At 47.6% G+C, this 19,662-nt stretch carries 17 protein-coding genes and 4 pseudogenes; 8 read left to right on the top strand and 13 right to left on the bottom strand.

The genetic code is table 11. The features are described 5' to 3' along the window. Window positions 1-343: 343 nt before the first annotated feature. From LU633_RS25080 to LU633_RS25030, 11 genes and pseudogenes are all read right to left on the bottom strand, one after another. A complete protein-coding gene (locus LU633_RS25080; protein ID WP_016192363.1) occupies window positions 344-757 on the bottom strand; it encodes a hypothetical protein in 414 nt (137 codons plus the stop codon). Next, window positions 754-1,362 carry a pesticin C-terminus-like muramidase gene (locus LU633_RS25075; RefSeq protein WP_016192362.1) on the bottom strand — a complete coding sequence of 203 codons (609 nt, stop codon included), beginning with the start codon at window positions 1,360-1,362 and terminating at the stop codon, window positions 754-756. The genes LU633_RS25080 and LU633_RS25075 overlap by 4 nt, the downstream gene beginning before the upstream one ends. Before the next feature lie 69 nt (window positions 1,363-1,431). Beyond that, window positions 1,432-1,851: a protein rep gene (locus LU633_RS25070; RefSeq protein ID WP_016192361.1), complete on the bottom strand. Its 420-nt coding sequence runs from the start codon at window positions 1,849-1,851 to the stop codon at window positions 1,432-1,434. A gap of 93 nt (window positions 1,852-1,944) precedes the next feature. After that, window positions 1,945-3,062, bottom strand: a pseudogene (locus tag LU633_RS25065) (RNA-guided endonuclease InsQ/TnpB family protein). 319 nt (window positions 3,063-3,381) lie between these two features. Next, the gene (locus LU633_RS25060) at window positions 3,382-4,422 is read right to left on the bottom strand and encodes an IS481 family transposase (RefSeq protein WP_046371791.1); all 1,041 of its coding nucleotides are present in this window, start codon (window positions 4,420-4,422) and stop codon (window positions 3,382-3,384) included. 299 nt (window positions 4,423-4,721) lie between these two features. Then, window positions 4,722-5,006: an addiction module antidote protein gene (locus tag LU633_RS25055; protein WP_013583077.1), complete on the bottom strand. Its 285-nt coding sequence runs from the start codon at window positions 5,004-5,006 to the stop codon at window positions 4,722-4,724. Window position 5,007: 1 nt separating this feature from the next. Then, window positions 5,008-5,304: a type II toxin-antitoxin system RelE/ParE family toxin gene (locus LU633_RS25050; RefSeq protein WP_016192358.1), complete on the bottom strand. Its 297-nt coding sequence runs from the start codon at window positions 5,302-5,304 to the stop codon at window positions 5,008-5,010. 210 nt (window positions 5,305-5,514) lie between these two features. Continuing rightward, window positions 5,515-6,220 (bottom strand): annotated as a pseudogene (locus LU633_RS25045) (IS6 family transposase). A 106-nt stretch (window positions 6,221-6,326) separates the two neighbouring features. Then, window positions 6,327-6,644, bottom strand: a complete 318-nt coding sequence (locus tag LU633_RS25040) for a helix-turn-helix domain-containing protein (RefSeq protein ID WP_016192357.1) — start codon at window positions 6,642-6,644, stop codon at window positions 6,327-6,329. After that, window positions 6,637-6,927: a type II toxin-antitoxin system RelE/ParE family toxin gene (locus tag LU633_RS25035; RefSeq protein WP_232426910.1), complete on the bottom strand. Its 291-nt coding sequence runs from the start codon at window positions 6,925-6,927 to the stop codon at window positions 6,637-6,639. The genes LU633_RS25040 and LU633_RS25035 overlap by 8 nt, the downstream gene beginning before the upstream one ends. Window positions 6,928-7,307: 380 nt before the next feature. Continuing rightward, window positions 7,308-8,425, bottom strand: a pseudogene (locus LU633_RS25030) (RNA-guided endonuclease InsQ/TnpB family protein). A 176-nt stretch (window positions 8,426-8,601) separates the two neighbouring features. Here LU633_RS25030 and LU633_RS25025 point away from each other — a divergent pair. From LU633_RS25025 to LU633_RS25005, 5 genes are all read left to right on the top strand, one after another. Beyond that, the gene (locus tag LU633_RS25025) at window positions 8,602-8,859 is read left to right on the top strand and encodes a hypothetical protein (protein WP_016192353.1); all 258 of its coding nucleotides are present in this window, start codon (window positions 8,602-8,604) and stop codon (window positions 8,857-8,859) included. Between the two features lie 70 nt (window positions 8,860-8,929). Beyond that, window positions 8,930-9,520, top strand: a complete 591-nt coding sequence (locus LU633_RS25020) for an OspG family effector kinase (protein WP_016192352.1) — start codon at window positions 8,930-8,932, stop codon at window positions 9,518-9,520. Between the two features lie 128 nt (window positions 9,521-9,648). Next, window positions 9,649-10,353, top strand: a complete 705-nt coding sequence (locus LU633_RS25015; protein WP_046371935.1) for an IS6 family transposase — start codon at window positions 9,649-9,651, stop codon at window positions 10,351-10,353. Window positions 10,354-10,486: 133 nt separating this feature from the next. After that, window positions 10,487-12,517, top strand: a complete 2,031-nt coding sequence (gene rep, locus LU633_RS25010; protein WP_016192351.1) for a DNA helicase Rep — start codon at window positions 10,487-10,489, stop codon at window positions 12,515-12,517. 249 nt (window positions 12,518-12,766) lie between these two features. Then, on the top strand, window positions 12,767-14,488 hold the full coding sequence (locus tag LU633_RS25005; protein ID WP_046372101.1) for a pectate lyase family protein: 1,722 nt from the start codon (window positions 12,767-12,769) through the stop codon (window positions 14,486-14,488). 25 nt (window positions 14,489-14,513) lie between these two features. Here LU633_RS25005 and gppA read toward each other — a convergent pair whose 3' ends face one another. Next, complete coding sequence (gene gppA, locus LU633_RS25000; RefSeq protein WP_016192349.1) at window positions 14,514-15,998, bottom strand: guanosine-5'-triphosphate,3'-diphosphate diphosphatase; 1,485 nt, start codon at window positions 15,996-15,998, stop codon at window positions 14,514-14,516. 6 nt (window positions 15,999-16,004) lie between these two features. Further along, on the bottom strand, window positions 16,005-17,294 hold the full coding sequence (gene rhlB / locus LU633_RS24995) for an ATP-dependent RNA helicase RhlB (RefSeq protein WP_016192348.1): 1,290 nt from the start codon (window positions 17,292-17,294) through the stop codon (window positions 16,005-16,007). A 117-nt stretch (window positions 17,295-17,411) separates the two neighbouring features. Between rhlB and trxA the strand changes: the two genes are divergently transcribed. The 3 genes and pseudogenes from trxA to rho all read left to right on the top strand — a co-directional run bounded on the left by trxA (window position 17,412) and on the right by rho (window position 19,462). Then, complete coding sequence (gene trxA / locus LU633_RS24990) at window positions 17,412-17,744, top strand: thioredoxin TrxA (RefSeq protein WP_016192347.1); 333 nt, start codon at window positions 17,412-17,414, stop codon at window positions 17,742-17,744. A 101-nt stretch (window positions 17,745-17,845) separates the two neighbouring features. Beyond that, window positions 17,846-17,920 (top strand): annotated as a pseudogene (locus LU633_RS26400) (hypothetical protein); the annotation flags it as partial. 282 nt (window positions 17,921-18,202) lie between these two features. Further along, complete coding sequence (gene rho / locus LU633_RS24985) at window positions 18,203-19,462, top strand: transcription termination factor Rho (protein ID WP_016192346.1); 1,260 nt, start codon at window positions 18,203-18,205, stop codon at window positions 19,460-19,462. Window positions 19,463-19,662: the final 200 nt, after the last annotated feature.

Here is a 19,662-nt window from a genome sequence, read left to right as displayed (position 1 = left end):
CAACGTCTGTAATTTTGAGCCGCTACAACTACTGAATGGTATGAGTGACTAGTGATAGTGCGAAAAATGTACTTAGCGTACCTTTCCGTACGATTGGGCTTCAGAACCCACATACAAGGAAGGGGGGTATCTGCTCTCTGCACCTTAGCAGTTCCGGCGATTCCCGATCATCGTTTCCTTTCCGTTTCGTGTCATCGCCTTACATGCCCAAAAGGGCATAAGGGCAAAAACAGGGCCGGAAAGTGGATCTTTTCGGATCATAAGTAACGCTTTTTTCCCAAATTTTTGCCACGACTCTAGTGTTGTTTTTATATTCCAGATAAATAATGTAATAACCGGAAAATCATTTAAACCTGACAGGGCTTAAAAATTCAACATATCCAACCTCAGTAAAATACCCCTGTGAGGGTATTTTGCTTAAAGTAAGAATCCATTTACTTAAATCGTCCCCATTACCATCACTTGGCTGACGAAAGGTAAATTCAGTGTTTTTATCTGTAAAAACAAAACCTCTTAAGTTAGAGCCATAACCGATATTTATTGTTTTACCATGTTTAATAACAAAATCCTTTTTGTTTTTTTTATCATAAAAACTACCAGTGACATCATCACAGACTGAAACATCATCACAATTGCTAGCAATATAAACCGTATATACAGATCCATGAAAAGAGAAATTACTATGTTCCTCGTCAATATGAGAAAAACAAAATGGTGAAAACAAAACAGATGTAAGGATAAAAATAAATTTAGTCATTTTTGTTTTCCATTCATAAGGAAAAGAAGCCTTTTCCTTCCTGGTTCGTATTTTTTTAAAAGAGGTCTACTGTTGATTAATCTCACTACTGTGCTTATATCATTACCCTCAAAATATTTCACAGTTTCAGCAAACATATTCCCTTGATATTTCATATCAACAAAGACTTCACGCAATCTATAATCTAGTTTATCCCATATTACAGAGTCATTCTTCTTGTATTTATTATAAAAACGTATCGAATCAATTAAATAATCTCGATACACTTCTTCAAATAATATTAATTGCTGTGTTTCGGTTATTTCACCAATATCATCTTTATTTTTTTTAACGAAATCAGAGGCAGTACATCCAGTTAATCCAGCGCCTTCAGATATTTTTTCAGCCTGTTTCTTTGTAATACCGGAAGATAACATTGCATGAAAAACCTCCCCTTTTGATCTTCTGCCTAAATCATAACCGCGGCCAATAGTAACACCTGAGTTATCTTTATAACAATAATGTATAATGCCGGGCCAATGTATTTCCCTACTATAAAATATGCTTTTTGGAATATTATTACCTTCAGCCCTAAATGTAAGCAGACCTTCCTTTGGCTCCAACATGTTAAACCTCATTCCATTTAATTTATGTCATTTAACAACTTAATGTATAAAAAGAATTATAACTCAATTCTAGTTCACATAATTTTTCAGGCCCGGCACCCAGCGATAAATCCAGTGCGACATTGCGCGTATCTGTTCCGATTCACCGCCCGTATCCACCAAGTCAACATTCCGGCCTTCTGCATCTGCCAGTTCCAGTCGCTTCCTGATTTTATCCAGTTCACCGCCCCAGCCTATCAGCCGCTTACCCTTCAGCGCATGTGCAAGAAGATTAACGACAGAACCATTAGCAACATAAAAATCCTTTCCCTTTTTCGTCACGTAGTCAGATGGCTTGGTGGCGTATTTCCCAACTTCAGCGGCTGCACTCGCTATCGGGTTCTCTGTCACCTCTCCGGTATCCATATCAATATGCTCACGCGCCTTTATCCGGCGAACATCCACCTGTGTTATTTCAGGCTGTCCGGTTACCTCGCGCCACAGTTCCAACCATCTGGACTGAGAAAGATAATTTCGACTGTTGACTGCTCCCCGCCGTAAACGGCGAGTATTCCCACTTCATCGCAACCTACCTAAGCCACATTAAGAAGCTTTAGGATTTACAGTCGCTCCGTGGGCTAACGCGGTCAGCCCGACCGCTTTTATATTCTTCGCGGCGTTTACGTCACGATCGTGGTTAGCCCCACATTCAGGACAGATCCACGAACGAACGTTAAGCGCCATTTTTGAAATGGTATAGCCGCAACAGCTACAGCGTTTTGAGGACGGGAAAAACTGGTCAATTGCGACCACGGATCGCCCCGCCCATTCACCCTTGTATTCAAGCTGGCGCACGAATTCGCCCCAGCTCGCGTCTGTTATCGCTTTGGATAGTTTCGGGTTGCGGATCATGTTCTTCACTTTTAGGGATTCGACGCAAACGACTTGGTTTTCGTTAATTAGTTTGCGGGACAGCTTGTGCAGGTTATCCATGCGGCAATCGGCGATTTTCGCGTGGAGCCGGGCGACCTTCAAGCGTGCTTTGGCGCGATTCCTTGAGCCTTTTTGTTTCTTGCTCAAACGGCGCTGTAGCAGTGCAAGACGTTTCGCATATTTAGCGGTGTGGCGGGGATTGCCTGTTTTGAATCCGGTATCGGTGACGAACAAATCTTTTAAACCTACATCAATGCCGACCGTTTTAGCGGAGATCGGCAGTGATACAGGTTCAAACTCGCAGAGGCACGAAACGAAGTAGCGCCCGACGGCATCTTTGCTAATGGTGATGGAGGATGGCACGGACGGTAAAGGGCGACTCCAGCGCACGTCTAAAGGCGTTTTGCTCTTTGCCATGTACAAACAGCTGTCTTTGTATTTAAACGCCGAATTCATGAAGGTAGCCGCCTGTTTATGGCGCTTGCTTTTGAATGTCGGATATTTCGCCCGACCTGCAAAGAAGTTGGCAAAAGCGGTTTGTTGATGGCGGATCGCTTGCTGGAGCGGCACGGCGGAAACATTACCTAACCATGATCTGGCATGGCTTTGATTGCTGTCAGGCGCTTATCGGCTTGTGGATAGCCGATCTTCTCCTGGCGGTCATAGTACGCATCAGTGCGCCAGCGGAGGATCAAGTTGTAGACGAAACGCACGCAGCCGAATGTTTGAGCTAAAAGCTCAACCTGATCGGGGGTCGGATAGAATCTGTATTTGTATGCGCGTTTCATGTACTTACAAAATACGCCGAAATTTGTAAGTCACATTGATAAAGGTCAAATAATGTTACGCAGTTACCGCGCTTATATCCCCGCCCGATTGGGCGAGGATATAAGCGCAACGTCTGTAAATATAGCTGCGTACTTAGACTGTGTTGGATGGGCTTTGTTGCTCGCAGGTGTAGGGTGCTGGTTCGCAGGCTGGATCGCCGTAATGGGCATCATATTTGTCGTTGGGGTGCTTTTTCTTCTTGTCGGTTCGTCCTTATAAAGTGTACTAGCTCAGACCTGATCTGACAGTTACCGGTTATTTATACAGGTGTCTGTCAGATTACATCTGGTTCAGATTTTTTTCTGCCCAGACTCGTTTACCATCAAGTAACGTGGCCATTGGCGTACGCCCGCAGCACATTTTTCCCTGATGAGTTCGCTCATTATTGTAATGCCACAACCCGTTGTCCAGATCCGTTTGCAGGCTCTCCAGGTCTTCGTATAACTTCTTACGGAACGTAACCTGATAAAAATCCTGCAAAATAGTTTTATGGAAGCGCTCGCAGATGCCGTTCGTCTGCGGAGACATCGCCTTCGTTTTTGTATGGTCGATATCGTTGATGGCCAGATACAGCTGGTAATCATGCTGCTCCACCTTACCACAGTACTCCGTTCCCCTGTCGGTCAGGATCCTCAGCATCGGCAGTCCCTGAGCCTCGTAGAACGGCAGTACGCGATCATTGAGCAGGTCTGCGGCGGTGATCGGCGTTTTACTCGTATACAGCTTGCAGTGTGCCACTTTCGAGTACGTATCCACGAACGTCTGCTGGTAGATACGACCCACACCTTTCAGATTGCCCACGTAGAAGGTGTCCTGCGACCCGAGATAACCCGGGTGAGCAGTTTCGATTTCTCCGCTGGCCTCGTCATCGTGGGCCTTCTTCTCCAGCGCTGCGATTTGAGCGTCGGTAAGCACGATGCCTTCTCTGGCGACCTTTTCCTCAAGTGCCTTCAGGCGTTTACGGAAGTTCTCCAGGTCGTGCCGTTGCCAGATGGAGCGCACGCCGCTACCGGAGATAAACACGCCTTTTTTACGCAGCTCATTACTGGTCCGGTGTTGCCCGTGGGCCGGGAACTCAACGGCATATTCAACAACAGCGCGTTCAGTGGCTTCGTCGGCGCGGTTCTTCAGGTTGGGGACGCGGCGGTTCTGGTTAATCAGCGCATCGATGCCGCCTTCAGCAGCCAGTTCCTGATAACGGTAAAACGTGTCGCGTGACACGCCCATGATCTTGCAGGCTTTTGATACGTTACCGAGTTCTTCGGCGAGATTGAGCAGGCCGGCTTTGTGTTTGATGATGGGATTGTTAGTATGAATCATGAGAGTTACCTCGCGTTTTGTTTAAGGATTAGACACCCATATCAAAACCGGTAACTCTCAACCTTTCAAGGTCCAGTGTCAGATCAAGTCGCGACTAATACATATAAAGCGACGCTTTGGCGGCCTTTTGTCTTCGACCGGAAGCTACAGCATCGCGGCAGATCTGCAAAAAAAACGCCTGGCAGGGTAGGGGATTGTCACGGCTAACGCCGTAACGCTTTTTTAGTCCTCGCTTCGCTGCGGGGCTTCCGGCGCGTTGCGCCTCCCATGCCCTTTACAGGGCATAAAAAAAGGGGCTGTTACGCCCCTGTGAAGTGAAGTTTTAAGCCTAGCGCTTTTGTGATTTTAGAAACAGTCTGGAATGATGGATTCCCTTCACCGGATAACGCCTTGTAAATTCCCTCTCTGGACATGCCAACTTCTTTAGATAGCTGACTCATGTTTCTTGCTCTGGCTATGTTACCTAATGCTTTAAAAAGGTATTTTGTATCATCTTCTTCAATTGCAGCATTAAGATATTCCTGAATATCTTCTTCATCTTCAAGAAATTCAACAACATCAAATTTTTTAAGTTCTTCTTTCATATTAAAAACCCCACTGTTTGGCTAATTGTTTTGCCTTTCTGATATCTGCCTGCTGTGTGCTTTTATCTCCACCGCAAAGCAAGAGAATAATTTTATTATTTTTGTTCCCAAAATACACACGGTAGCCTTTACCCTGATGAACTCTCAATTCAGATAAGCCATCACCAATAGGCTCTACATCTCCAAAATTCCCGTCCTCCATCCGTTCAAGTCGCATTAATATTTTTGCTTTTGCCGTTCTGTCTTTCAAAGACTTGAGCCATTTTTCAACTTCCGGCGTCCGTTTTATCTCGATCATTATCTCCCCTCCTGACAATGGTCAGTATATTACCACACGGCAATACTGTTAAACTGTAGTTAACAGATGGTTTCCCGTTATCGTTCCATTAAAAAAAGGGGCAATCGCGCCCCTTTAATTAACATTAAAACATTTCGTACCCTTGCAGGTAGTTTAGCCGGCACTGTTGCAAATTTCTTGATGCTGTACCTTTTGTATTACAGAAATGCCTTAAATTTCAAAAACCCTGCTCACCAGACGCATCTCGCCCAGAGGATGGCCGTAGTAAAAGTTTTCCGCCTGTCCTTTACGCAATGCCCGCATGACTTCAATCCCCCTGATGGTGGCATATGCCGTTTTCATGGATTTAAATCCCAGCGTGGCGCCGATTATCCGTTTCAGTTTGCCGTGATCGCATTCAATGACGTTATTCCGGTACTTAATCTGCCGGTGTTCAACATCAGGCGGACACCGGCCTTCCCGCTTCAGTAACGCCAGGGCGCGACTATAGGTGGGGGTTTTATCGGTGTTGATGAGGCGGGGGCTCTGCCAGCCTTTCACGTTGTTCAGAATCTTTCCCAGAAACCGGTATGCCGCTTTGCTGTTACGGCGCGGGGAAAGATAAAAATCGATGGTGCGGCCTTTGCTGTCAACAGCACGGTACAGGTATGCCCATCGGCCGTTAACTCTGATATACGTTTCATCAAGATGCCAGGAGCAGAACCCTGAAGGGTTACGCCAGTACCAGCGCAGCCGCTTTTCCATTATCAGGCGCATAACGCTGAACCCAGCGGTAAATCGTGGAGTGATCAACGTTGACACCGCGCTCGGCCAGCATTTCCTGCAGCTCACGATAGCTGATGCCGTATTTACAGTACCAGCGCACTGCCCACAGGATGATGTCACGCTGAAAATGCCGTCCTTTGAATGGATTCATGTGCTGCTCCGTCAGCAAAAGGTGACGATGAGTTTATCACCTCCAGATTTTTGCAACAGTGCCTAAAAAAGCCGCTGAGCGGCTTTCTTTGATGAAATAGACATCGCTATGCCATGAACACCTGTGGCCCTTTAGCATCGATGATGTTGATGATCCGCAGAGCAGCCTTATTCGGTTTGCTTTCGTTTCGCTCCCATTTGGAGACGCTTTCTACAGACATGCCGGTTGTTATAGCTAATGCGGCTTGCGACATGTTGTAGCGAGTGCGGACTTCCTTTATCTGGCTTCCGGTCATAACTCGGATCGCCGGGATATTACGGGCTGCGACCGCTGCATCAATTGCAGCTACGGTTTCATCTTTTACCACGCCTAGTTTGTTATAGCGTTCAGCCATACCTTGAATGCGTTTCAGACGTTCAGTCATCACAATTTACCTCGATCAGTTCTTTATCAGACAGAAGCTTATTTATAGTTGCCGGACTCATTGAGATAAAATCTTTTGCGATATTGCAGTAAGCATCAATTTCATCATCTTCAAGCTCTTTTCCTTTCTTTTTTGAAAGCCCACTTTTCAGATACATATCAAAAAAGAAGATGTTGTCGCCATCATTGAAAAAAACGATTGATCGTGCTCCATCTCTGGCTCCTACTCCGGGCAAGCCGAGGCGCTTTTTAAAGGTGAATTTTCCAAGTGGATCACCCGGCAGACCAGAAAAAATAGCCTTAGCCGCTCTGTCTCAAATTCAGGTGTTAAATAAATTCCCATGACACTCAATGCATCCATGTTGCCGTAAAAATTACTATAGTCCTAGTTACGGGTTTGTGCAAGTTGCATGGCATACAAACGCTGGTGAAACCCTCCTATATAATGATTTTTAGAGCAAAAATTTAAGCCGAGTGTGTCCGGTTCCTGGTTTAGCAATAGCTCTCTTCCGCTTCCTCGCTCACTAACTCGCTACGCTCGGTCGTTCGGCTGCGGCGAGCGATGTATGCTTTATCTGAATGAGCATCTTATATACCCCCATTTGACTGCTCCCCGCCGTAAACGGCGAGTATTCCCACTTCATCGCAACCTACCTAAGCCACATTAAGAAGCTTTAGGATTTACAGTCGCTCCGTGGGCTAACGCGGTCAGCCCGACCACTTTTATATTCTTCGCGGCGTTTACGTCACGATCGTGGTTAGCCCCACATTAAGGACAGATCCACGAACGAACGTTAAGCGCCATTTTTGAAATGGTATAGCCGCAACAGCTACAGCGTTTTGAGGACGGGAAAAACTGGTCAATTGCGACCACGGATCGCCCCGCCCATTCACCCTTGTATTCAAGCTGGCGCACGAATTCGCCCCAGCTCGCGTCTGTTATCGCTTTGGATAGTTTCAGGTTGCGGATCATGTTCTTCACTTTTAGGGATTCGATGCAAACGACTTGGTTTTCGTTAATTAGTTTGCGGGACAGCTTGTGCAGGTTATCCATGCGGCAATCGGCGATTTTCGCGTGGAGCCGGGCGACCTTCAAGCGTGCTTTGGCGCGATTCCTTGAGCCTTTTTGTTTCTTGCTCAAACGGCGCTGTAGCAGTGCAAGACGTTTCGCATATTTAGCGGTGTGGCGGGGATTGCCTGTTTTGAATCCGGTATCGGTGACGAACAAATCTTTTAAACCTACATCAATGCCGACCGTTTTAGCGGAGATCGGCAGTGATACAGGTTCAAACTCGCAGAGGCACGAAACGAAGTAGCGCCCGGCGGCATCTTTGCTAATGGTGATGGAGGATGGCACGGACGGTAAAGGGCGACTCCAGCGCACGTCTAAAGGCGTTTTGCTCTTTGCCATGTACAAACAGCTGTCTTTGTATTTAAATGCCGTATTCATGAAGGTAGCCGCCTGTTTATGGCGCTTGCTTTTGAATGTCGGATATTTCGCCCGACCTGCAAAGAAGTTGGCAAAAGCGGTTTGTTGATGGCGGATCGCTTGCTGGAGCGGCACGGCGGAAACATTACCTAACCATGATCTGGCATGGCTTTGATTGCTGTCAGGCGCTTATCGGCTTGTGGATAGCCGATCTTCTCCTGGCGGTCATAGTACGCATCAGTGCGCCAGCGGAGGATCAAATTGTAGACGAAACGCACGCAGCCGAATGTTTGAGCTAAAAGCTCAACCTGATCGGGGGTCGGATAGAATCTGTATTTGTATGCGTGTTTCATGTACTTACAAAATACGCCGAAATTTGTAAGTCACATTGATAAAGGTCAAATAATGTTACGCAGTTACCGCGCTTATATCCCAGCCCGATTGGGCGAGGCTTTACGCGCAACGTCTGTAAATATAGTTGTATCATGTTAAAGATATTTTTAATATTTAATCAATGAGGTATAGGTATATGAAAAGCATAACATATAATTCACATTCTCGCTTGGTGGAAATTGAAAAAACGCTCAAGCTTGAAAAGCCACGTCAAATAAACCCTTTTTTTTCATCTTTTTTGGGCGGTAAGATTCTCAAAGTTACAAATAATAATGGTAGTAGTTTTGTTATGCCTATGCCTCGCGGTGATTCCCCTATTATTGAGGGGCTGGCGGCTCGAAAAGCAGAAGCAAATTCATTTAATAAAGCTTTTTCACATTTAGTGATTAAGTGAAATTTATCTTTTGACACGTAAATCATGTGAAAATCTCCTGGATGTTTAAATTGCGCAACCAAGGTCTGTAATGAAAATAACCTCCACCATTATTCAAACACCTTTTCTATATGAGAATCATAATTCTCATACTGACATAGTAACAGAGCCCATTCTAGGTAAGTTAATAGGGGAGGGTTCTACAGCAGAAGTATTTGAAGATGTGAATGATTCATCCGCTTTATACAAAAAGTATGATCTTGCTGGTAACCATTACCATGAAGTACTGGAAATGGCAAGGAAAGAATCTGACCTTTTTAATGCTTTTTATGGCGATGATGCATCAGTTGTCATACGGCATGGCGGTGATGTATACCTCCGAATGCTACATGTGCCTGGAACTCCTCTTAGTGAAATTGATACGGCAGATATTCCTGATAACCTAGAGAGTCTTTATTTGAGGTTGATATGTGAACTGAATGAATTAGGTATAATCCATTACGATCTTAATACAGGTAATATGCTGTACGACAAAGAAAGCGAAAGATTATTCCCAATAGATTTTCGTGATATTTATAATGAATATTACTCTGCAACAAAAAATGATAAAGAGATTATCGACCGACGCTTACAAATGCGTACGAATGATTTCTATTCACTATTAAACAGAAAATATTTATAGGTAGTGGGTAGAGGATGAAGTGGTCACCATGATCAGAGAAGAATCATTCGCATGGTAAAAAAACCGGCACTGTTGCAAAAATCTGGAGGTGATAAACTCATCGTCACCTTTTGCTGACGGAGCAGCACATGAATCCATTCAAAGGCCGGCATTTTCAGCGTGACATCATCCTGTGGGCAGTGCGCTGGTACTGTAAATACGGCATCAGCTATCGTGAGCTGCAGGAAATGCTGGCCGAGCGCGGTGTCAACGTTGATCACTCCACGATTTACCGCTGGGTTCAGCGTTATGCGCCTGAAATGGAAAAGCGGCTGCGCTGGTACTGGCGTAACCCTTCAGGGTTCTGCTCCTGGCATCTTGATGAAACGTATATCAGAGTTAACGGCCGATGGGCATACCTGTACCGTGCTGTTGACAGCAAAGGCCGCACCATCGATTTTTATCTTTCCCCGCGCCGTAACAGCAAAGCGGCATACCGGTTTCTGGGAAAGATTCTGAACAACGTGAAAGGCTGGCAGAGCCCCCGCCTCATCAACACCGATAAAACCCCCACCTATAGTCGCGCCCTGGCGTTACTGAAGCGGGAAGGCCGGTGTCCGCCTGATGTTGAACACCGGCAGATTAAGTACCGGAATAACGTCATTGAATGCGATCACGGCAAACTGAAACGGATAATCGGCGCCACGCTGGGATTTAAATCCATGAAAACGGCATATGCCACCATCAGGGGGATTGAAGTCATGCGGGCATTGCGTAAAGGACAGGCGGAAAACTTTTACTACGGCCATCCTCTGGGCGAGATGCGTCTGGTGAGCAGGGTTTTTGAAATTTAAGGCATTTCTGTAATACAAAAGGTACAGCATCAAGAAATTTGCAACAGTGCCACCTTGAGTCGTATGGATGCTGCTGGCTATACTAGCACGCTGTTATTTCTTTCCCCCTGTCATTTCACCGAGCGAATCCTTTATGCGTCTTAATCCTGGTCAGCAACATGCCGTTGAATTTGTTACCGGTCCTTGTCTGGTGCTGGCCGGTGCGGGCTCAGGCAAAACGCGCGTCATTACCAACAAAATTGCTTATCTTATTCGCGAATGTGGCTATCAGGCGCGCCATATTGCTGCGGTGACCTTTACCAATAAGGCTTCGCGTGAGATGAAAGAGCGCGTGGCGCAGACCCTTGGGCGTAAAGAAGCCCGTGGTCTGATGATTTCCACATTCCACACGCTGGGGCTGGAGATTGTCAAAAAAGAGTATGCGGCGCTGGGAATGAAGTCGAATTTCTCACTGTTTGACGATCAGGATCAGCTGGCGTTGTTGAAAGAGCTGACCGAGCCGTGGCTGGAAAACGACAAAAATCTTCTTCAGCAGCTTATTTCGACCATTGGAAACTGGAAAAACGATCTGATGGACCCGTCGCGCGCGGCGGCCTCGGTTAGCTCTGAACGCGATAAGATCTTTGCACACTGTTATGGCCTTTACGATCGGCATCTGAAATCCTGCAATGTGCTGGATTTCGACGATCTTATCCTGCTACCCACCCTGCTATTTCAACGCAACGAAGAAGCGCGTGAGCGCTGGCAGCAGTGCATTCGTTATCTGCTGGTGGATGAGTATCAGGATACCAATACCAGCCAGTATGAACTGGTTAAGCTGCTGGTTGGAACACGAGCCAGATTTACCGTTGTCGGCGATGACGACCAGTCTATCTACTCCTGGCGCGGTGCCAGACCCCAGAATCTGGTGCTGTTGAAAGAGGATTTCCCTGCATTGCAGGTGATCAAGCTGGAGCAAAATTACCGCTCATCGGAACGTATTCTGAAAGCGGCCAATATTTTGATTGCCAATAATCCTCACGTATTTGAAAAGCGGCTGTTCTCCACGTTGGGCTATGGCGCGGAACTGAAAGTGGTGACGGCCAATCATGAAGAGCATGAAGCTGGGCGGGTTACGGGAGAGCTTATCGCTCATCACTTTATCAATAAAACGCAGTACAAAGATTACGCCATTCTTTATCGTGGTAATCACCAGTCGCGCGTGTTTGAAAAAATGCTGATGCAAAACCGCATTCCATACCGCATCTCAGGTGGCTCTTCTTTCTTCTCACGACCAGAAATCAAAGATTTACTGGCTTACCTACGTGTCCTTACCAATGAGAATGATGACAGTGCGTTTATGCGCATTGTTAACACGCCGAAGCGGGAGATTGGTCCCGCGACGTTACAAAAATTGGGTGAATGGGCGCGACAGCGTAATAACAGTCTGTTCAGCGCCAGTTTTGATTTCGGGTTGCAGCAAACCCTGACCGGACGCGGTCTCGAATCGCTCCAGCGCTTCACGGGCTGGCTGCGTGAAATTGCCGCTCTGGCAGAGCGAGAGCCGGTGAACGCCGTGCGTGATCTTATTTGCGGCATTGATTATGAAAGCTGGCTGTTTGAAACCTCAACCAGCCCGAAGGCCGCTGAAATGCGCATGAAGAACGTTAACACGCTGTTTCAGTGGATGACGGAGATGTTAGAGGGCAGCGATATTGATGAACCGATGACGCTGACGCAGGTCGTTACGCGCTTCACTTTGCGCGACATGATGGAGCGGGGTGAAAGTGATGAAGACGCGGATCAGGTGCAGCTCATGACGCTTCATGCGTCGAAAGGCCTTGAGTTCCCCTACGTGTACCTTGTGGGGATGGAGGAAGGTTTACTGCCGCATCAGAGCAGCATTGATGAGAATAATGTTGAAGAAGAACGCCGTCTGGCCTACGTAGGAATTACGCGGGCGCAAAAGGAGTTGACGTTTACGCTGTGCCGGGAACGTCGGCAGTATGGTGAGCTGGTGCGGCCTGAGCCGAGCCGTTTTTTACTGGAGCTGCCGCAGGACGACCTGCAATGGGAAACTGAACGTAAGGTGGTCAGCCCGGAGCAACGTATGCAAACCGGACAAAGCCGTGTCGCCGGACTACGGGCGATGCTGAATAAGGCAAAGAATAACGCTGTGAGTTAAGCCCGTCGTGCCGTCATACCGGCGCGATATTTGACCCTTTGCAGCAATAACCTGCCACTTTTCACTTTTCTCAATCAGATTCAATAACATTGGAGATTATTGAGACGATTTATTTATTATCTCCTCTGGAACCAGGTTGATTTTTTTACCACCTAAGTCACATTGCGACTCTAATGTGCTGCTTTCCGTCCCAGCATACATCCACAATCTACGTTCAGGACAGATTTCAGCTTCTTATGAGGATTGATCATGATGATACAAAACAGAGTGGTGGATTTGTCTGCGACGACGCTATCCCCTGCTGCGCCCAGTTCGGCTCAGGATCCGCTGAAAAAAAACCTGATCGGTTGTAGCGGTGCTGGTGCTTATTCGCCAGTTCCGAATTTGCCGATTTCGTATGGCAAACCGACATCCGCTTATTCCTTGCAATCGAACTTTGCCGGGATGAGTGGATGTCAGCCAACATTAACAAAGATTGCTGCTTTAGTGCGAGAAATCTTGCTGCAATTTCTTTCACGCCTGTTGCAAAATAACGCCTCTGCTAATGGTGTAGTGCAGCAATCATCTGGTTTGTCCCAGCAGAAAAGAAGTGGGCAAAATATGTCCAGCACAAACAACCCTGTCGATTTTTCCAAATTCTCCTTGATTCCCGTCAGCAGCTCCGGTACTGGAAATGACGCATTAACAGCGGGTGGGGTGAAGGCAACATCGCTGGTGTCGGCACCTGTAAGCAGCCGCTCCCCGGTAGAATATACCTCAGCAGGAACAACGACATCGTTTATCACGACGCCGGACAGCGTGGATGCTTCGGAAAGGGGCACTTCCAAGATTAAAGTAGTCTCTCTGGCGACCTCGACAACTTCTTCGTCCACCACGAAAACTGACACTTCAACAGATAATAAAAGTACCAGCAATAAGGCTCCGATGTTATCAACAACGCAGAGTGTGTCTGGTGCGGTTAACGGGGACGCTTCTTCTGGCTCGACGGATAAAGTGGCCTCGACTACCGCGATCTCTGCGGTTCCGGCCAGTAAGAGTAGCGGCCTTGTCGGTATGACGGGCTTTGCCAAAGCGGCGAATACCACGGGTGGCGCTGGAGGAAAGGTCGTGACCGTCTCTACGGTGGCGGAGCTTCAGAAAAGCCTGGCCGGAGATGAGCCAACCACTATCAAGCTGTCAAAAGATTTGTCCTCTGCCAATAAGGTTGTATTGAAGTTTGGTGCAAATAAGACGCTGGAAGGGACATCGGGAGGGACAGGACTCCACAATATTTATCTTGCCAGTGATAAAACTGCCGGTAACGATATTTTCCAGAATCTTAACTTCACCCATGATGATCGCTATCGTGCTAATGGCGATATCCCACTTTTTATCAGTAATGGGTCAGGTTACTGGATTGACCACAATACGTTTTCAGGTACCAAAGATAAAGATGCGACCGGACTGGATAAATTATTGTATGTAGGCGGTAAGGCAGATAATGTGACATTGAGCAATTCAGTCTTTAAGAATAATGAATATGGCGTGATTCTCGGCCAGCCGGACGATTCAGCTTCTGCAAAAGCCACCTATGGTGGTTATCCACGCATGACGATTGCGAATAATGTCTTTGATAACCTCGATGTGCGTGCGCCAGGGCTGATGCGTCAGGGCAAGTTCGATGTGTATAACAACACCATTAACAATTTCCATCTGGGTTACACTATAGCTTCCAATGCCACTGTGCTTTCACAGGCTAACTACTTCCGGGGGGGCTACGATGTGCATCATAAGAATAGTATCGCTGGGGTGCTGGACGACAAAGGCGATGCGGCGGGCTTTAAGGATATTGGCAGTAACGTCACGTTCAAACAATCCTCGTCCACTACTGACTGGGTGCCGACAGAATACAGTCGCAAGATAAAAACGCCTGAAGCGGCAAATGCTTACAATCTGGCCAATGCTGGGGCGGGTAAGGGCGGCTTCGCATGATAAGCAGGCCCGGGCCTGACAGTATTCAGTGAACGTTTAGCGTCCAGCGCACATAGCTTTGCCAGTGACGCTCCTGTTCAAGCAGTTCCGCTCTTAAAGGATGGGCGGGCAGCCAACCGGCAGGCAGTGTCACATGGAGAGCATCATTATCGGCATGAAGTTGTACGGCGGGTAAGGTGTCATCACGGCGTCGGCTGGCGAGGATAATTGCCAGCCTTAGCAGGCAGCACAGCTTTTCTGCTGTACGTGGCGGCACCGTGTTTTGCTGGCTAAACAGGGCCAGGTCGATGCTGTTTCCCTGATTTTGCAGTAAGGTAGCCAGCAGTTTTTTCTGCGCTGGAGTAAAGCCCGGAAGATCAAGGTGTCGTACAAGGTAGGCTGCATGCTGCGGCGCTTGCCTGAAGTCAACGCTGAGGCCAATTTCATGGAGCAGACAGGCGCTATTGAGCAATTCGCGACAGCGTTCATCCAGTTGCCAGCGCTGGCTCACCTGCCGGAATAGACTTTCAGCCAGCAGACGTACGCGTTCTGCCTGTTCAGCATCGATATTGAAACGCCGCTGGACATTATGCAGTGTGCGATTGCGAATATCATGTTCCGTGGGTAAATTCAGCATCCCGTAAACCATACCTTCACGTAATGCTCCGCCTGCCAGCGTCATGCTGGTAATGTTAAGTTCAACGAAAATAGCAATCAGGATTGACAGGCCGCTGGGAAAAACTAATGCCCGTTCCAGCGTCAGCCCTTCAATTTCCAACTCTTCAAGCTTTCCGCACTGGATAGCACGTTGTTTGAGCTGTTGAAGTTTGTTTAATGTGATTCGCTCGTCCATGCCCTGAGCGATCATGATTTCTTGCAGAGCCTGAACCGTGCCGGATGCGCCAACGCAAACCTGCCAGCCTTGCTCACGCAATGGGTCGACGGTTGGACGGATAATATCGCGCGCGGCCTGTTCGGCCTGGGAAAAATTATCTTTTGTCAGATAGCGGTTGCCAAAATAGCGTTCGAGCCAGGTGACGCAGCCCATTGACAGGCTAAACAGAGACGTGGTCTGTGAACCGCTGCCGGTGACCAGCTCGGTACTGCCACCGCCAATATCCACCACGAGGCGCTTATCTGAACCACCGGTGGTGTGTGCCACGCCTTGATAAATCAGGCGAGCTTCTTCTTCACCGCTGATAACATTCACCGGACAATTAAGAATCTGCTGCGCTTTTTGCAAAAAAATTGCAGCATTTGCCGCCAGACGCAATGTTGCCGTTGCGACCACGCGGATTCGTTCTGGCGGGATATCCTGTAACTGCTCGGAAAACAGGCGTAAGCACTGCCAGCCACGTTCCATCGCCTCATCAGAAAGTTGATTCTCGCTGTTAAGGCCTGCGGCCAGCCGCACTTTACGTTTGATGCGCACCAGAGTCTGGACATTGTCTGCCACTTCGCGCACTACCGACATATGAAAGCTGTTAGATCCTAAATCTATCGCAGCATAAAGCGATGATGCGCTTTGCATGGCAGTTTAACCTGAACGTTGACGATTGGCGTTGCGGGGTGCGCTGCGGCGATTATTGGTTCCACCACGACGTGGACCGTTACCTGAACGATTTCGTGTTAGCCGCTTAGGCGGCGGTAAATCATTCATGAGTGCATCGCTGTTATAACGGCTTACGCTGATACTGTGGCCGATATATTCTTCAATTGCGGGCAGATTCAGCGCGTATTCTTCGCACGCCAGGCTGATAGAGTGGCCATTTGCACCCGCACGTCCGGTACGACCAATGCGGTGAACATAGTCTTCACGGTCATCCGGCAGGTCATAGTTGAAGACGTGAGTAACTGCGGGAATATGCAGACCACGAGCTGCTACGTCAGTTGCCACCAGAATATCTACATCACCCTTGGTAAAATCATCAAGAATACGCAGGCGTTTCTTTTGAGCGACATCGCCGGTCAGCAATCCTACACGGTGACCATCAGCAGCCAGATGGCCCCAGATATCTTCACAGCGATGTCTGGTGTTAGCAAAGATAATGGCGCGTTCCGGCCATTCTTCTTCCAGCAAAGTTTGCAGAAGACGCATTTTTTCTTCGTTGGAAGGGTAAAAAAGCTCTTCTTTAATGCGGTGCCCGGTTTTCTGCTCTGGCTCAACTTCCACGTATTCGGCGTTGTTCATATTTTCAAAAGCCAGCTCGCGAACCCGGAAAGACAGCGTGGCAGAGAAAAGCATGTTGAGGCGCTGTTCAGCAGAAGGCATCAGACGGAACAACCAGCGGATATCTTTTATAAAACCGAGATCAAACATTCGGTCTGCTTCGTCAAGCACCACAACCTGGATAGCGCCTAAGTTGACGTGATTTTGTTTGGTGTAGTCGATAAGTCTGCCCGTGGTGCCAATCAGAATATCAACGCCACTTTCCAGCACTTTTAGTTGCTTATCATAGCCATTGCCGCCATAGGCCAGCCCGCATTTCAGGCCCGTCACCTGTGCCAGCGGCTCGGCGTCAGCATGGATCTGCACCGCCAGTTCACGGGTCGGCGCAAGAATCAGCGCACGTGGCTGGTTGACCTCGCGGTCTGCCACAGCCGGGCGAGAAAGAAGATGATGGAACGTTGACGTCAGAAACGCCATTGTTTTGCCAGTACCGGTTTGCGCCTGTCCCGCTATATCACGTCCTGAGAGCGTGAGAGGGAGTGCCAACGCCTGAATAGGCGTGCAATAATGAAAGCCTTTATTTTCAAGGGCCTCAATAACCTTAGGGTGCAGGGCGAAGTCGGAAAACTTCTGTTCGGTTAAGTGTGTTTTGCTCATAGTGTGGTAGAGTATCAGTTTACTATTGCTTTACGAAAGCGTATCCGGTGAAATAAAATCAAACCAGGTCGGCAAAGTTAACGCCTACCTGCCAGCCCTAATCTTTTGGAGTAAGACATGAGCAGCGATAGAATTGTTCACCTGGCCGACGACAGTTTTGAAACCGACGTATTAAAAGCAGAAGGTTTAACGCTGGTCGACTTCTGGGCAGAATGGTGTGGCCCATGCAAAATGATTGCCCCTATTCTCAATGAAGTTGCTGAAGAATACGATGGCAGACTGACAATCGCAAAACTGAATATCGACGAAAATCCAGGTACAGCACCAAAATATGGTATTCGTGGTATTCCAACCCTGCTGCTTTTCAAAAATGGTAAAGTAGTGGCGACGAAAGTTGGGGCGCTTTCCAAAGGCCAACTGAAAGAATTCCTCAACGCTAATCTGGAATAAGATTCTCTCCGGTGCCTGACAGCGAATCGGACTTGTCAGGTGCCTGCTATATTTTCGACTCACATCTGGACGTTTGTCATCAGGCATGTTAGTTTGAACTTATGTCTTTCGGGCGCGAATAAACTTTCTTGGATTTTTATGTTGAGCGCGATCTTAAAGCAGGTAAGATCAATGAATAGTGCACTTCATGCTTGCGCTTACCTGAATTTTGAATCTTAAAATTACTTCTTGTTGGACGCTGTATCTATCCTTATATTACAAAATTCAGCAACCTGACGGTTAGTATCATTAGTATTTCGGCCTCTTATCCATTACCGTCTCCTCGTTTCGGATGCACGTTTTCTTACACGTCATCGTTGGGAGACAGAATAAGAAAACTATTAGCAGGCATGGATTTTTTGCCATACCACTTACAACAAACATTTCGAGATTTCCCCCGAGTTTAAGAACCCACCATTATGAATCTTACCGAACTAAAGAATACGCCGGTTTCTGACCTGATTACCCTCGGCGAAAACATGGGGCTGGAAAACCTGGCGCGTATGCGTAAGCAGGATATAATTTTCGCCATCCTTAAACAGCATGCTAAGAGTGGCGAAGATATCTTCGGCGATGGTGTGTTGGAGATATTGCAGGATGGATTTGGATTCCTCCGTTCTGCAGACAGCTCCTACCTTGCCGGTCCAGATGATATTTACGTTTCTCCCAGCCAAATTCGCCGCTTCAACCTCCGCACTGGTGACACCATTTCCGGTAAAATTCGTCCACCGAAAGAAGGTGAGCGCTATTTTGCTTTGCTGAAGGTTAATGAAGTTAACTACGACAAACCGGAAAACGCCCGTAGCAAAATCCTGTTTGAAAACCTGACGCCACTGCATGCTAATTCACGCTTGCGTATGGAGCGTGGGAATGGTTCAACAGAAGATTTAACCGCTCGCGTGCTGGATCTGGCTTCGCCAATCGGTCGCGGTCAACGTGGACTGATCGTCGCCCCGCCAAAAGCGGGTAAAACCATGCTGCTGCAGAACATTGCACAAAGCATTGCCTACAACCATCCAGACTGTGTACTAATGGTATTGCTGATTGACGAGCGCCCGGAAGAAGTAACCGAGATGCAACGTCTGGTGAAAGGTGAAGTTATCGCCTCTACCTTTGATGAGCCGGCTTCCCGCCATGTGCAAGTTGCTGAGATGGTAATAGAAAAGGCTAAACGTCTGGTGGAGCACAAAAAAGATGTGATCATCCTGCTCGACTCCATTACCCGTCTTGCCCGTGCTTACAACACCGTTGTACCCGCTTCCGGTAAAGTTCTGACCGGTGGTGTGGATGCCAATGCCTTACACCGTCCAAAACGTTTCTTTGGTGCTGCGCGTAACGTGGAAGAGGGCGGTAGCCTGACCATCATCGCAACAGCGCTGGTTGATACCGGCTCGAAAATGGATGAAGTCATCTACGAAGAGTTTAAAGGTACGGGTAACATGGAACTGCATCTGGCGCGTAAAATCGCTGAGAAGCGTGTATTCCCGGCGATTGATTACAACCGTTCTGGTACCCGTAAAGAAGAGTTGCTCACCAGCTCGGAAGAACTGCAAAAAATGTGGATCCTTCGTAAAATCATCCACCCGATGGGCGAAATCGATGCGATGGAGTTCCTCATTAACAAGCTGGCCATGACAAAAACCAACGATGAGTTTTTTGACATGATGAAGCGTTCCTGAGGCTTTCAGTACGATCAGAAAATGGGGAAAAAGGGGGGCACCTCCTTCCATCTTCTGGGCTTTTTATCTGGAAATACTCAGAGCAACAGCAGAAAAAGCAATAAAACCCAATGAACGCCACGCACAGACGTGGTGTTTTTCTTTGGTGAGCTATACGATTACGCGACTGGAGAACAACAAGGTGCAACTCAGCATAAAAG

Origin of the sequence: Erwinia tracheiphila, assembly GCF_021365465.1 — a bacterium.
In the GTDB taxonomy this organism is placed as follows: domain Bacteria; phylum Pseudomonadota; class Gammaproteobacteria; order Enterobacterales; family Enterobacteriaceae; genus Erwinia; species Erwinia tracheiphila.
Note: the sequence above shows the minus strand (reverse complement) of the source record. Positions and strands in the feature narration are given on the sequence as shown.